The 13,828-nt window shown below is 61.2% G+C and carries 13 protein-coding genes; 6 read left to right on the forward strand and 7 right to left on the reverse strand.

Going from position 1 to position 13,828, the window contains the following annotated elements; genetic code table 11:
- Window positions 1–127: 127 nt before the first annotated feature.
- From rseP to recO, 6 genes are all read left to right on the forward strand, one after another.
- Window positions 128–1,273 (forward strand): RIP metalloprotease RseP, encoded by a 1,146-nt coding sequence (rseP, locus tag SIN04_RS03905; RefSeq protein ID WP_197731941.1) that lies wholly within the window; start codon window positions 128–130, stop codon window positions 1,271–1,273.
- A 277-nt stretch (window positions 1,274–1,550) separates the two neighbouring features.
- Window positions 1,551–3,977, forward strand: coding sequence for an outer membrane protein assembly factor BamA (gene bamA, locus SIN04_RS03910; RefSeq protein WP_244605657.1), 2,427 nt, complete (start codon window positions 1,551–1,553; stop codon window positions 3,975–3,977).
- 317 nt (window positions 3,978–4,294) lie between these two features.
- Window positions 4,295–5,341: a UDP-3-O-(3-hydroxymyristoyl)glucosamine N-acyltransferase gene (gene lpxD / locus SIN04_RS03915; RefSeq protein ID WP_341264227.1), complete on the forward strand. Its 1,047-nt coding sequence runs from the start codon at window positions 4,295–4,297 to the stop codon at window positions 5,339–5,341.
- Between the two features lie 125 nt (window positions 5,342–5,466).
- Window positions 5,467–5,946, forward strand: coding sequence for a 3-hydroxyacyl-ACP dehydratase FabZ (gene fabZ, locus SIN04_RS03920; protein WP_134486314.1), 480 nt, complete (start codon window positions 5,467–5,469; stop codon window positions 5,944–5,946).
- Between the two features lie 101 nt (window positions 5,947–6,047).
- The gene (locus SIN04_RS03925) at window positions 6,048–7,019 is read left to right on the forward strand and encodes a quinone oxidoreductase family protein (RefSeq protein ID WP_134486315.1); all 972 of its coding nucleotides are present in this window, start codon (window positions 6,048–6,050) and stop codon (window positions 7,017–7,019) included.
- A 51-nt stretch (window positions 7,020–7,070) separates the two neighbouring features.
- Window positions 7,071–7,817 carry a DNA repair protein RecO gene (gene recO, locus SIN04_RS03930; RefSeq protein ID WP_134486317.1) on the forward strand — a complete coding sequence of 249 codons (747 nt, stop codon included), beginning with the start codon at window positions 7,071–7,073 and terminating at the stop codon, window positions 7,815–7,817.
- 104 nt (window positions 7,818–7,921) lie between these two features.
- Here the strand turns inward: recO and rpmG are convergent, their stop codons facing one another.
- The 7 genes from rpmG to SIN04_RS03965 all read right to left on the reverse strand — a co-directional run bounded on the left by rpmG (window position 7,922) and on the right by SIN04_RS03965 (window position 13,810).
- Window positions 7,922–8,089 (reverse strand): 50S ribosomal protein L33, encoded by a 168-nt coding sequence (rpmG, locus tag SIN04_RS03935; protein ID WP_134486319.1) that lies wholly within the window; start codon window positions 8,087–8,089, stop codon window positions 7,922–7,924.
- Between the two features lie 204 nt (window positions 8,090–8,293).
- Window positions 8,294–9,493 (reverse strand): MFS transporter, encoded by a 1,200-nt coding sequence (locus SIN04_RS03940; protein ID WP_244605658.1) that lies wholly within the window; start codon window positions 9,491–9,493, stop codon window positions 8,294–8,296.
- A gap of 23 nt (window positions 9,494–9,516) precedes the next feature.
- On the reverse strand, window positions 9,517–9,966 hold the full coding sequence (locus tag SIN04_RS03945; protein ID WP_134486323.1) for a DUF983 domain-containing protein: 450 nt from the start codon (window positions 9,964–9,966) through the stop codon (window positions 9,517–9,519).
- 337 nt (window positions 9,967–10,303) lie between these two features.
- Window positions 10,304–10,639, reverse strand: coding sequence for an HPr family phosphocarrier protein (locus SIN04_RS03950; RefSeq protein ID WP_134486325.1), 336 nt, complete (start codon window positions 10,637–10,639; stop codon window positions 10,304–10,306).
- Window positions 10,636–11,037 (reverse strand): PTS sugar transporter subunit IIA, encoded by a 402-nt coding sequence (locus SIN04_RS03955; protein WP_134486327.1) that lies wholly within the window; start codon window positions 11,035–11,037, stop codon window positions 10,636–10,638. The genes SIN04_RS03950 and SIN04_RS03955 overlap by 4 nt, the downstream gene beginning before the upstream one ends.
- Window positions 11,038–11,382: 345 nt before the next feature.
- Window positions 11,383–11,934 (reverse strand): HPr kinase/phosphorylase, encoded by a 552-nt coding sequence (locus SIN04_RS03960; RefSeq protein WP_134486329.1) that lies wholly within the window; start codon window positions 11,932–11,934, stop codon window positions 11,383–11,385.
- 43 nt (window positions 11,935–11,977) lie between these two features.
- Window positions 11,978–13,810, reverse strand: a complete 1,833-nt coding sequence (locus SIN04_RS03965; protein WP_341264228.1) for a stimulus-sensing domain-containing protein — start codon at window positions 13,808–13,810, stop codon at window positions 11,978–11,980.
- Window positions 13,811–13,828 lie beyond the last annotated feature (18 nt).

Genomic DNA, 13,828 nt, shown 5'->3' on the forward strand with positions numbered 1-13,828 from the left:
GCCGCGCGGCCTTGATTAAGTTTTTGCAATTTCAGGAATTTTAGAAAACGCCCTAGCATGTTGTTTTACTGCATCTTCTCTATGCGAGCCGCCAAGCCGCATCGCTTGAAATGCTCCGGGAGCTGAAATGACGATCCTTGCCCATCTCTGGTCGGTCGCGGCCTATATCGTGCCGTTCATTTTCGTCCTGAGCCTCGTGGTTTTCTTCCATGAGCTCGGGCATTTTCTCGTCGGCCGCTGGTGCGGCGTGAAAGTCGACGCCTTTTCGCTGGGCTTCGGGCCGGAGCTTTTCCATTTCACTGACCGCCGCGGCACGCGCTGGCGCATCGGCGCTTTGCCGCTTGGCGGCTATGTCAAGTTTCATGGCGACGCGAATGGCGCCTCCATGACCGATGGCGCCGCCGCGGCCGCGATGTCCCCCGAGGATCGCGCGGTCAGCTTTTTCGCGCAGAACGTATGGAAGCGCGCAGCCATCGTCGCCGCCGGCCCGATCGCCAACTTCATTTTGGCGATCGTGATATTCACCGGCATTTATTTCATCAATGGGCGCGCCTTGCTCGCGCCCCTGGTCGACAGCGTGACGGCGGGAAGCGCCGCCGAGGCGGCGGGATTCCTGCCGGGCGACCTCATCGTTTCGATCGATGGCAAGAAGATCGAAAGCTTTGAGGACATGCAGCGCATCGTCCAGACGGCGAGCGACACGGCGCTGACCTTCGACGTCGATCGCGGGGGCAAGACGGTTGAACTCGTTGCGACTCCGCGCCGACGCGATATTTCGACGCCTTTCGGAACGACGCGGGTCGGCGTTCTTGGCGTCGAGACGCACGCGAAGCCGGAAAATTGGCGCCTTCAGCGTTATGGCCTTGGCGAATCCTTCATGCGCGCGACCGGAGAAACCTGGTATGTCGTCGCGCGCACCGGCTCCTATCTCGGCGGGCTGGTGATGGGGCGCGAGTCGGCCGATCAGCTATCGGGACCAATCCGTATCGCCGAGGTTTCCGGCGAAATGGCCAAGATCGGCGTCGCGGCTCTCTTGAACCTTGCCGCCGTCCTGTCGATCTCGGTCGGGCTTTTGAACCTTATGCCGATCCCGCTCCTCGACGGCGGACATCTCTTCTACTATGCGGTCGAGGCTGTGCGCGGCAGGGCGCTGAACGAAAAAGCGCAGGAATTCGGCTTCAAGGTCGGGCTTACGCTGGTCGCGGGGTTGATGATCTTCGCGACCTATAATGACATTTTACGCTTGACACGGCAGCTGATGCGCTGGGGCTGAGCGCCGCGGCTCCATTGATGCAAAGCATTAACTTTAACGGTTAACCTTCTACTCACCGCAAAGCGTGTCTTGATCGCCACGCCTTGTCCAAAACGCCGCGTTCGGGTGAATCTTGATTTGCAGCGAGGGGCAAAGCTTGTAGAAGCAGAGCTGAGGGTTTGCGAGTCGGCGTCTGCCACGCCCTAAAGCCAGTTGCATCAAACTCTGGCGTTCGGGCGGCAGTCGGCGGGAGCGCGCGTGGTGGAGACCGGTCTTAATGCTGTCTGTGCGTCGTCAAATGAACCGGCTTTTTGTCACCGTGCTCGCCCTTGCGTGGCTGATCGGCGCGCTGCCGGCCGCCGCCGCGGGCGTTTCGGTGCAGGGCAACAAGCGCATCGACACCGAGACGATCCAATCCTATTTCAGCGGCTCCGATCAGGATGCGATCAACAAGGGCGTGAAAGCTCTTTACGCCACTGGCTTGTTCTCTAATGTCCGCGTCCTCCATGAAGGCGGCCGCGTCGTCATTGCAGTGACGGAAAATAACGTCATCAATCGCGTCGCCTTCGAGGGAAACAGCAAGGTCAAGACAGAAACGCTGGCGTCTGAAATTCAGTCCAAGTCGCGTGGGCCTTACAGTCAGGCGACGGTCGACGCCGACATCGAGCGGATCAAGGACGCCTATCGCCGGTCTGGCCGCGCCGCGGCGAAGGTGACAGCCCGCACCGTGGATTTGCCAAATGGCACGATGGATGTGGTGTTCACCGTCGACGAGGGCGAGAAGACTGGCATCAAGACCATCAATTTCGTCGGCAATCATGTTTATTCTTCCGACAAGCTGCGTGATCTCATGCAGACGACGGAAATGAACTTTATGTCCTTCTTCAAGACGTCCGACGTCTACGACCCGGACAAGATCGCGTCTGACCTCGAGCTGATCCGTCGGTTCTATCTGAAAAATGGCTACGCCGATTTTCGCGTGATCGGTTCGGACGCGCAATATAATCCGGAAGCTGGCGGCTACATCATCACCATCACCGTCGAGGAGGGTCCTCAATATACGGTTGGATCCGTCGACGTTGAGTCCCACCTGCCAACGCTCGACGCGGCGACATTGCGGCCGCTTGTGCGCTTCTCTGCGGGGCAGACCTACAACGGCGATCTCGTCGAAAAGACCACGGACGCACTGACCAAGGAAGTCACCACCCACGGTTACGCCTTCTCGCAGGTGCGGCCGCGCGGCGATCGTGATCCTGCGACGCGCACCGTCGCCATCGTTTTTGTCGTCGAGGAAGGTCCGCGCGTCTACATCGAGCGCATCGTCATCCGCGGCAACACGAGAACGCGCGATTATGTCATCAGGCGCGAGTTCGAGCTCGGCGAAGGCGACGCCTATAATCGTGTGCTCATCGAGCGCGCGGAGCGGCGCCTCAACAATCTCGGCTACTTCAAGAAGGTGAAGATCACCAACGAGCAGGGCTCCGCGCCGGATCGCGTCATCGTCGTCGTCGACGTCGAAGATCAGCCGACCGGCTCGCTGTCGGTGTCCGGCGGCTACTCGACTTCGGACGGCTTCATCGCCGAAGTCGCCGTGACGGAAACCAATTTCATGGGACGCGGGCAATATGTGCGCCTCTCGGTCTCCGAGGGACAATATGCGCGCGGCGTCGAACTCAACTTTACCGAGCCGTATTTCCTAGGTAACCGTCTCGCCGCGGGCTTCGATCTCTATGCGAAGCAATCGAGCGTCAATCAGTATTCCTATTATACGAATTTCGTCACTGGCGGCACGGTGCGCTTCGGCCTCCCTATCACCGACGAGCTCACCTTCTCGCCCCGTTACTCGATCTATAATACGAATATCTCGATCCCGAACTCAGCGCAGTTCCCCTACAACGATTGTACTTACCCTCTCTGGGGAACGACACCAGGCTACAACTGGACGGTTCCGAACTATTACAATAGCTGCCTGAACAATGGCGAAGCTTCGCTGGCGCTCAAAGAGGCGCAGGGCAACACGCTGACATCCATGTTTGGCTATTCGCTTTCGTACAATACGCTGGACAACAACAAAAATCCGACGGGCGGCATCCTGGCGGAACTGCGGCAGGACATCGCCGGCGCCGGCGGTCAATCCCAGTTCGTGCGCACGACCGGCGACATTCGCTACTACCACGAGATCATGGATCAGATAGTCGGCGTCATTCACGTGCAGGGCGGCGAGATCTTCGGCTTTGGCGGCAATCCGCTCCGGATCGTCGATAATTTCAATCTTGGTCCGAGCCTTGTGCGCGGTTTCGCTCCGAACGGCCTCGGTCCTCGCGACGTGTCAAGCGGCTATTACTACTCTCAGGGTAATGCGCTTGGCGGAACCAGCTATTTCGGCGGCAGCGCCGAAGTGCAATTCCCGATCCCCTATATGCCACGGGATATTGGCCTTAAAGGCGCGCTATTCGCGGATGCCGGCAGCCTCTGGGGCTTCACTGGCAAAACGAATTTCAGCCCGAATGGCACTTGTACGCTGAATGATATGCCTCCGCTCTATACCCAGAGCAACTGCATTGTCCTGGGCGGGGCCGCCATGACCATTCGCTCATCGCTTGGCGCTTCGCTTATCTGGCAGTCGCCCTTGGGTCCGATCCGGTTTGACTTCGCGAAGGCCGTGACCAAAAGCAATGCTGACCAGACCCAGTTCTTCCGGTTCACTGGTGGCACGAGCTTTTGAGCCACGAATCCGGGCGCCACGGCCATTGGCGCCCGTATGCCTGGCTTAAGCCGGCGATCTGAGCGGGGCCGCGGTCCCCTGGCGAGTAATTTTAGCCTCTCTTTCGCGAAAAGAGCTGGTGTGTTCGTCATGGCGATGCGGCGTCGATGCGTTGCCGGATCCCATGGATTCGAAATGCGTGACGATCTCACTGTGTGGTCCGCATTCCTTTGACGAGAGCCGATAGCTGGCCTTGTTTGAAACGCGCGGGACGTTTCGGATGAACCATTCCGGACGCGGTCGTCTGATTTGCATTTTCGCCTCCGCGCGGGCGCTGAATGAGTGATCCACTTTTCTTCTTGAGAGCCATGCAGCTCTCGCTCGCTGACATCATCGCCCTCACTGGAGCGGCGGTCGCCGATGGCAGTGATTTGACGCTCTTGGTCCATGGGGCGGCGCCTTTCGATGAAGCTGAATCCGGCGATCTGACCTATTTCGCGCATCCAGGGCGTCTCGATCTTCTTCAGGAAACCAACGCCACGGCATGCTTCGTGACGGATCGTTTCGCGGGTCGCGTCCCGGCCCCGACGGTGGCGCTGGTGACGGAGCGCCCGGAGCACGCCTTTGCGCTTGCCCTCGCGCGGATGTTTCCTTCGGCGCTCCGGCCGGTCTCCTTGTTCGCCGCGACCGGGGTCAATCCTGGCGCGTCCGTCCATCCGGAGGCGCGTCTTGAGCCTGGGGTCATCATTGATCCGGGGGTCGTCATCGGGCCTCGCGCCGAGATCGGCTCCGGTTCGATCATCGCGGCCAATAGCGTTATCGGAGCTGGCGTGCGCGTCGGCCGGGACTGTTCGATCGGAGGGCAGGCGACGCTGACCAATGCGCTGGTCGGCAATCGGGTCCATCTGCATGCGGGCACGCGCATAGGCCAAGCGGGGTCACGGCGCAGCGAGATTGGTCTCATGCATTCAGACGCGCTTGCAATGCCCCAGATCGGCCGCGTCATCATTCAAGATGACGTCGAAATCGGAGCCAATGCGACGATCGATCGAGGCTTCGCCCGCGATACAGTGATCGGTGAAGCGTCCAAAATCGGCAATCTCGCCCAAGTTGGTCCGGATGTCTCGATTGGACGCAAATGCTGGATTTCGCCGCAGGTGATGATTGGCGCTTCGGCGCACATCGGCGATTTCGTCTGCGTGGAAGCGCAGTCCGGCGTCGGGGAAGGTCTGCGAATAGGGTCCGGCGTGCGTATTTCCGCACAATCGGGAGTCGGGGCGGATGTTCCGGCTGGAGCCCATTACGCCGGCGCCCCCGCGCGGCCGTTGCGCCGTTGGCTGCGCGCCCTCGCGATCGTCGAGCGATTGACGCGCGGAAAAAATTGACGTCTGGCGAGGCCTAGGCTGGTTTTTCTTCGTTTCGACCTTGATCCCCTTTGCCTGAAGATGCTCAAAGGAGATGTCACGGAAAAGTAGCGTCGCACACAAGAAATGAGGGCAAAAGCGTCAAGATGAATGAGCCGGAGGCGACACTTGAATCATTTGATATTCTGCAGCTGTTGAAATATCTGCCGCATCGTTATCCGTTTCTGCTGGTCGACCGGATCGTCGAGGCGAGAGGCGATGCCTTCGGCATCGGCGTCAAGAATGTCAGCATCAACGAGCCGCAATTTCAGGGGCATTTTCCCGGCCGCCCCGTCATGCCAGGCGTGCTTTTGATCGAGGGAATGGCGCAAACGGCTGGCGCGCTGTGCATCCAGGCCCACACCCGGGACCGCGCGGTCCCGCCGCTCGTTTATTTCATGAGCATAGACAAGGCGAAGTTCCGCAAGCCTGTGCTGCCGGGCGATCGCGTCGAGTTTCACATGACCAAAACCAATAACCGACGCAATATGTGGTGGTATTCGGGCAAGGCTTTCGTCGATAGCGTTCTCGTATGCGAGGCTGAGATCGCCGCGATGGTCGCGGAGGATGGCGGGGCCGGGAGATAACGGCGGTTTCGTGCGCCGGGAAAAAGGTAAGAATGGGCGGCAAGACGCCGGCTTGCCGGTTTCACAAAAGGGACGCTGGACAAGAAATGGGAGGCGCGTTCATGGTCAAGGCTGTTCGCGTTCACGAGACTGGCGGCCCGGAGGCGATGCGCGTCGAGGAGATCGAGCTGCCGCCGCCGGGGCGCGGCGAGGTCCTCATTCGCAATCACGCCATTGGCGTCAATTTTATCGATGTCTATTTCCGTAAGGGCGATTATCCCGCGCCGCTCCCTTTTACTCCGGGCAATGAATCGGCCGGCGAAGTGATCGAAGTCGGCAAAGGGGTCAAAAGCGTCAAGGTCGGCGATCGGGTTGCCTCCCTTGCGACTCTCGGCGGCTATGCCGAGGCGCGTATCGTCAACGAGGATCGCTTGATCAAATTGCCGAAAGGCTTTCCTTACGACGTCGCGGCGGCGATGCTGCTGAAAGGGCTCACGGCGCAGTATCTGGTGCGGCGGACGTTCAAGGTGAAGGCGGGTGACACGATCCTCGTCCATGCCGCGGCGGGCGGCGTCGGCCTCATCCTTTGCCAATGGGCGAGGGCGCTTGGCGCCCATGTCATCGGCGCTGTCGGCACGCGCGAGAAGGCGAAGCTCGCCAAAAAAGCCGGAGCGAGACATGTGATCCTCTACCGGGAGGAGGATTTTGCCGCGCGGGTCAAGGAGATCACGAAAGGCGCTCTGTGCGACGTTGTCTATGACGGCGTCGGAAAAGCGACCTTCCCCGCCTCGCTTGATTGCCTGAAGCCGCTTGGCATGTTCGTTAGCTTCGGCTCGGCCTCAGGTCCGATCGAGGCCTTCGACATCGGACTGCTGGCCGCCAAAGGTTCGCTGTTCGCAACGCGGCCTTCGCTCAATACTTATGCCGCAAAACGCGAGGATCTCGTCAAGATGGCGCGCGATCTGCTGCGCGTCGTCAAAAACGGCGATGTCACGATACCCTTGCACGGAACCTATCCGCTGGACGATGTCGCCAGTGTGCACCGCGCCCTCGAAGCGCGCGAGACGACCGGCGCGATGGTGCTCATTCCTTGATGACGCTGGCCTTGACGAGGGTGGCGGCCGGACGCCGAGAGACTCGCCGCTATGGAATGGCGTGATGAGAGCCTCATCATCGGGTTGAAGAAATATGGCGAGACGAGCGTTATCGTCGAGGCGATGACGCGCGCGCATGGCCGCCATCTTGGTCTCGTCAAGGGCGGTAGATCCCGGAAAATGCAAGCCTTTCTGCAGCCAGGCAATAGCGCAGACCTCGTCTGGCGCGCCCGGCTCGACGAGCATTTAGGCTTCTTCGCCGTTGAGCCGACACGGTTGCGCACAGCACGCCTGATGGCGAGCGCGGAGGCGCTGCACGCCATCGGCCTTATCGGGGCCCTGCTACGGCTGCTGGCCGAGCGCGACCCCCATCCAGACCTTTATGACGCGGCGACGTTCATCGCCGATCATATCGATGACGAGGAGCTTCCAGCTCTGATCGTGCGGCTCGAAGTCGATATTCTGACCGAGACCGGGTTCGGGCTCGACCTTTCCCGCTGCGCGGCGACGGGCGACACGCGTGATCTCGTCTATGTGTCGCCGAAATCGGGCCGGGCGGTCTCATCGGGAGCGGGGGAGCCCTATCGCGGCCGGCTCCTGCCACTGCCGCCCTTTTTGCGCCAGGGCGGCGATCCGTACGAAGCAAACGGCCCGAGCCCCGGCGATATTCGCGACGGCTTCAGGCTCACCGAATTTTTTCTTATTCGCGATGTTTTCGGGCCGCGCGGCCTCGGCCTGCCGGAAGCGCGATCCGCCTATCTCGCCGAACTCGCCAAGCGCGCCGACTGGGCCCAATAAAAATGTCTCCGATTTTCTGAAAATCAGAGACATTCCCGCCTTTTCCATCCGCCGCGCGGCCAGCCACACGGGCGCGCCCCAACGCGTCGCGGAACTGTCAGAGGCTACTTGATCTTGGTTTCCTTGAACTCAACGTGCTTGCGCACGACGGGATCATATTTCTTGAACGTCAGCTTCTCGGTCTTCGTCCGCGCGTTCTTTTTAGTGACGTAGAAATAGCCCGTGTCCGCCGTGGACAGGAGCTTGATCTTGAGCATTGCGGCCTTGGCCATCGAAGCAGTCCTTTAGGGCGTGACGCCGAAAAGTCGCAGACTTTTCGGATGCTGTCACACGTTGAAACGAGACGTTAAAGAAACATGATGATTCAATGCTGAACGATCATGCTCCGGATGCGGCGCTACGCCCCAGGCCCAAGCCAAAGGCTTAGGGGGCGAAGATTTCTGAAAGTTGCGACCATAAGGATCGCGGCCCACTTGTCAAGAATGCGCTTTCGAGGCGTTGGCGCGCGCCAGCCCAACGATGACGACATAGACGATGAGCAGCGCGGCTATGCTGAGGAAGAATCCGCGCGGGCCCAGCGCATCCATGCCGACCCCCATGACCGGCGGTCCGCCCAGCATTCCCGCGGAGTACAGCATAACGAAGGCCGCGTTGGCGCTGGCGAGCTCCGAGCCCTTGTAACGCGAGCCGAGATAGCCGAGCGCGACGGCGTAAAAACTGCCGACGACGCCGCCCCAGACGAGCAGCAGAGCGCCAAATCCGGTCGAACTCCCGGGTGGCGAAAACGCCAGAACAACAGCCCCCAGAACGCTGATGAGCGCAATGAGGACCAGCAGCCTTCCACGTTCCATGAGGTCCGCCAAATAGCCGACAGGAAACTGGAAGGCGACGCTGCCGAGCGCGAACAGGGTGACGAATGAGGCGCCGGTCTCGGGGCTGAGGCCGGAGCGCAGCGCGTAAACGGGAAGCAATCCCATGCTCGACGTCTCGATGGCGCCGTGCAGGAGGCCGGCGAGGGTGGCCACCGGGGCGACGAGCAGGAAGCTGAGGATCGGCAGAGAGGATTGCCTTGTAAGCTCCGGGGCCGCCGCGCTGCCCAGAATGATCGGGAAAGCGGCCGCCGTGAAAAGCCCGATCGCGACAATGAACGCGGCCGGCCCGGCCGTCCCGACGGCGGCGAGGATGAGAGGGCCGGCGGCAAAGCCGAGCGCGACGCTCGCGGCGTAAAATCCAAGGACCGAGCCGCGCCGATGCGGCGGGGCGATGGCGTTGATCCAATATTCGCTCAGAACGAAAAGGACGGTGAGGCCGACGCCGAATATTCCCCGCAGGGCAAGCCAGGCCCAGTAATTATCCGTGGCCGCCATGGCCGCGAGGCATAGCGCGCAAAGGAGCAGGGCGGCGAAGAGCAATCGCTGAAGGCCGATGCGCCGCGCGAGATCTGGAATGAATCCCGCGCTGATCAAAGTCGCAAAGCCGGCGACCGCCGTATTGAATCCGATCGCGCGCGCGGAATACCCCTGCTCGCCGAGGCGGACGGCGATCAGCGTCATCGTCAGCGAGAGGCCGACGCCGACGATCGAGACGGTTGCGATCGCGCAGGCGATGGCGCCAAAGGGACCCTGGGCGGAGGCTACGCCGCCGCCCTTGTCAGGGCGTTCAGGCCGGTTGAGCACAGCAATATCCAGTGAGTTGGGATTTAGGCGGCCGGCTTCGGCGGGCGCGGCGACGCGGCCGTTTCGAACCCGTGCATGCGCAAAGCCCATTGATGCGCGATCAAGCCGCCCTTGACGCGCGGCAGGAACCAGAGCGAAAGCATGGCGGTCAGCGTTGGCCATATCATCGCGTGCAGCCAAATCGGCGCGTCCGGCCAGAATTCCTCTGTCAGCAGCATCAGGGTGCCGATGATGTGGCCGACGATAAAGATCGTCGCATAAGGCGGAGCGTCGTCGGCGCGGTGGTGATGCAGCTCCTCGCCGCAATGCGGGCAAACGGCGTTGACCTTGAGATAGCGCCCGAAAATCCTGCCTTTTCCGCAGGCCGGACAATGCCCCGCCAAGCCGCGGCGAATGGAAAGCCAAACGTCGCGCTTTTCCTGCTCGGCAGCCTGCGGCGCAAAGGCCGGCGCGTCTAGCGCGGGCGTAGGCATGAACGCCTCCTCATCCAATCATTCCAGAAAGCAATCAAGGATTTTCAGCCCGACTGATACTGTTTTCTCGCGCCGTGCGTAAGACGCTTTCGCAAAGAGCATCCTCTCAGCTGCGGAGTCCGCCTTCGGCGACAGGAAAATGCGAAATCATGGAAAGTCCGGCGCCGAGGAATCCCTGCGAGGCGCCAGCCCCGACAGCTTCGACCGTCCATGATCCTAATTTATATGGTCATCCTGCGCCGATGCCGCAATGGCGGCCGGCTTTCAGGAGCGTCGCTTCATGCAAAGGTGACGGTCGCGATGAAGAAGCTTCCTCGCGACGGGAGCCCCTTCGCGCTCATTCGTCCTCGCCGAAGCGGTCGGCCACAAGCGCCTCGATGGCGTCAAGCGCCTTTTGCGCTTCGGCGCCGGTCGCGGTCACCGTGATCGTCATGCCAAGTCCCGCGCCGAGGGTCAAAATGCCCATGATCGAGGTCCCCCCGACCATCTCTCCGCAGCGTCCGACCATGACGTCGGCCTTAAAGCCATCGACGCAGCGCACGAATTTCGCTGTCGCCCGTGCGTGCAATCCTTTGCGGTTGACGATCGTGAGGTTGCGCACAAGCGCTCCATCCGGCGCTTGACACGCGGGACAGTCCTCCCAATCGGCAGGGTCGCGCTCGTTATGCATCATTTCCCACTCAGCACGCGGCTGGCGACATAGATGTATTTGCGGCCCGCATCCTGCGCCTGAATGACGGCCTGTTCGAGGCTCGACGTGTCGCGGACGGAAGCGAGCTTGATCAGCATGGGGAGATTGATCCCGGCGACGACCTCGACCTGCGATCCATTCATCACCGAGATTGCAAGGTTCGACGGCGTTCCGCCGAACATATCCGTCAGGACGACGACGCCAAAACCGCTATCGACATGTTCCACCGCGGCGACGATGTCCTTGCGTCGCTGTTCGATATCATCATCGGGACCGATCGAAATTGTTTCGATCTGCTTTTGAGGACCAACGACATGCTCCAGGGCCGCACGAAAAGCCGTGGCGAGGTGGCCGTGGGTGACGAGAACCATCCCAATCATCGGATGCGCCTGCGCATTCAGGAACTCCGTCGGTGATCAGCGCGGAAAGGACAAACATTCGTCAAAGGTGGGACCCGCGCGCTTTTGGAAGGTTCACAGCAGAAATGCCTCTTGTGGAAAACCCGATGCGGCAAAAGTCTCGAATGGACAAGATCCGAAATGACAAGACCCAGCTTAAATGACCTGATTTCCAGCGGTTTCCTCCAGCGCCACCGCGGCGCGGACGATCTTTGCGGAGACGTGACCTCTTGCAGACGCGTAAGCGGCGCTCATTTTGTGCGTTGCGGCCGTCTTGGCAAGTGAAATGAATCATGAAGCGTCTGATTTCGGAAATTTTCTTTCCAGCTATGTCATCATTGTTTCACCGCCGCCTTGCCTCGGACCGGAGCCAGACTCGCAGCCGAAGCGAAAACGCTGCAAGATCACCAGAGCGAGGTCGCTCGCCCCGACGCAGGCCGGCAGCACGAGAGAGGGTAGCCAGAGGCCGCCGACATTGACGGAGCCCAGACCTCGGAAATCCCAATCTTCGCAGTTTAGCGGGCAGGCTTCCGCGTCCTCGCTCGCCGGCTCTGGATAGCGCGCTGCTTCATCGGCGGGTGCAAGGTCGGCGACGACCCGGATGACTGCTGCGTCTATGTAGGGCAGGCGCAAGATGCCGGCGCCGCGCTGTTCGATCTGGCCGCGGATTTTTGGATGGCCGCGGGCGATCAGGCGTCCGTGGCGCGCTTCAAGCGCTATTCTGTCATCCCCGATGAGGCGGGAAAAGGCGCCGGCGCCGCGCGCGCCCGCGATTAGGGCAAGAGCTAGCCGGCTCTTGCCGGACCCGGAGGGCCCGCGAATGAGAACGCCGGCCTCCCTGATCGCCACCGCGCTTGCATGCACATCGAGTTGCGGCATGAGTCTTTCGCGTTTCCGCGCGCTCGAGAAGAGACCTCTGGGGTCAGCCTTTCGGCAGCCAGATCGTCAGGCGTGCGCCGAGCACGGGCGCTTCTTCATCTTCGGTCATCGCGCCAAGCCGGTTGCGCGCGGAGATCCGGCCGCCATGCGCTTCGATGATCTGACGGGAGATCGATAGGCCAAGCCCCGAGTTCTGGCCAAATCCCTGATTGGGCCGGTCAGTGTAGAATCGATCAAAAATGCGGTCGAAGGCGTCGGCCGGAATGCCTGGACCATCATCATCGACGGTGATCTCAAATCCGTCGCGCCAATAGCCATCGTCCGTGCAATCCTTGGCCGGGCGCATGTGAACGCGCACCCATCCGCCCGGGTTCGAAAAGGAGCGCGCATTGTCGATCAGATTGTTGAAGACCTGACCAAGCCGCGAATCATGGCCGAGCACGCTGAACTCCAGCCTATGGTTCCCGTCATGATATAGACGCGCGATCGTCAGGCTGACCTGGACGGACGGTTCGGCTTTGATCTCGTTGCTGATCGCTGTGACCGTTTTGAGGATCAGTTCGAGATCGACCTGGTCCATGTCGGCGCGGGCTAGCTCCGCGTCGAGGCGCGAGGCGTCGGATATGTCGCTGATCAGCCGATCGAGGCGCCGGACGTCGTGCTCGATCACGGCGAGCAGACGCTGCTGGGACTCAGGCTTCTTCGCGTTCGGCAAGGTTTCGACGGCGCTGCGCAGGGATGTCAACGGATTTTTCAGTTCATGCGCGACATCGGCGGCAAAACTTTCGATCGCGTCGATGCGGTTGTAAAGCGCTTTGGTCATGTCGCGCAGGGCGCCGGACAGATGGCCGATTTCATCCGAGCGATCGGTGAAATCCGGGATTTCCCGGCGCAATTTCGTGCCGCGCCTGACCCGTTCCGCCGCTTCGGCAAGATGCCGGATCGGCTCCGCGATGGTGCCGGCGATGAACAGCGAAAGGAGAAACATGATGATCACTGAGACGAGGAAGACGCGCACGATCGCCCAGCGCTCGGAGGCGATGATCTTGTCGATGTCGCCGCCTTCCGTCGACAACAGGAGCGCGCCGCGCACCACGCGAAAGCGCTGGATGGGCGCGGCGATGGAGACGATCGTCTCGCCCTTGACATTGACCCGGACGATCGACTGGACGCCGCCGCCGAGGGCGTGAATGACTTCGGGATAGTTCCTGCCGTTGTCGACGCCGTTTTCTTCGTAGAGCGGCAGGTCGGAGCGCCAGAGCATGCTGGTCAGTTTGCTCCACAGCCGCTCGATGAGCGAAATTTTGTCGCCAGGGGAGGCAGGCGGCAGATCAAAGCGAAGAATATTCGAGCGGCTGGTCAGCGAGCGCGAATCGAGCAGCAGATAGCCGTCCCGATCATAGATGCGCGCGCGCGTTCGCGTTGGCGAGGCGAGGCGGCGCAGCACGGGCCCGACGCGTTCGGGATTGATCGAAAATTGGAGAGAAGGCGTGCTGTCGTCGGCGAGCCCGTAGCTTTCTCCCGGCGCCAGCTGGAGAAGCTTTTCCGGGTCGATCGTGATCGAATCGGTATCGACCGTCGCCGAGGCCGCGACCGCCGCCGCGATGATTTCGGCCTGCGTCTGCAAGCTCTGCACGCGGGCGTCGATGAGGCCCTCGCGAAACTGGTTGAGATAGAGAAATCCCACGAGCAGGGCGACGAGGCCGCCGAGATTGAGGACGACGATGCGACGCGTCAGCGACGAGGAAAAACGCGAGCTCAAGCTGCGCAGCAGCCCGCGCAGCCGCGCGGAAAAGCTGCGGCGCATGCGCTTGGCGCGCTGCGCGGCGACGCGCGTTCGCTCGAAGTTTAAGTCCTGTTGCGCCTCGAGGCTCATCGCTTCCTCTTCCCCCAA

Source organism: Methylocella tundrae, assembly GCF_038024855.1.
In the GTDB taxonomy this organism is placed as follows: Bacteria; Pseudomonadota; Alphaproteobacteria; order Rhizobiales; family Beijerinckiaceae; genus Methylocapsa; species Methylocapsa tundrae.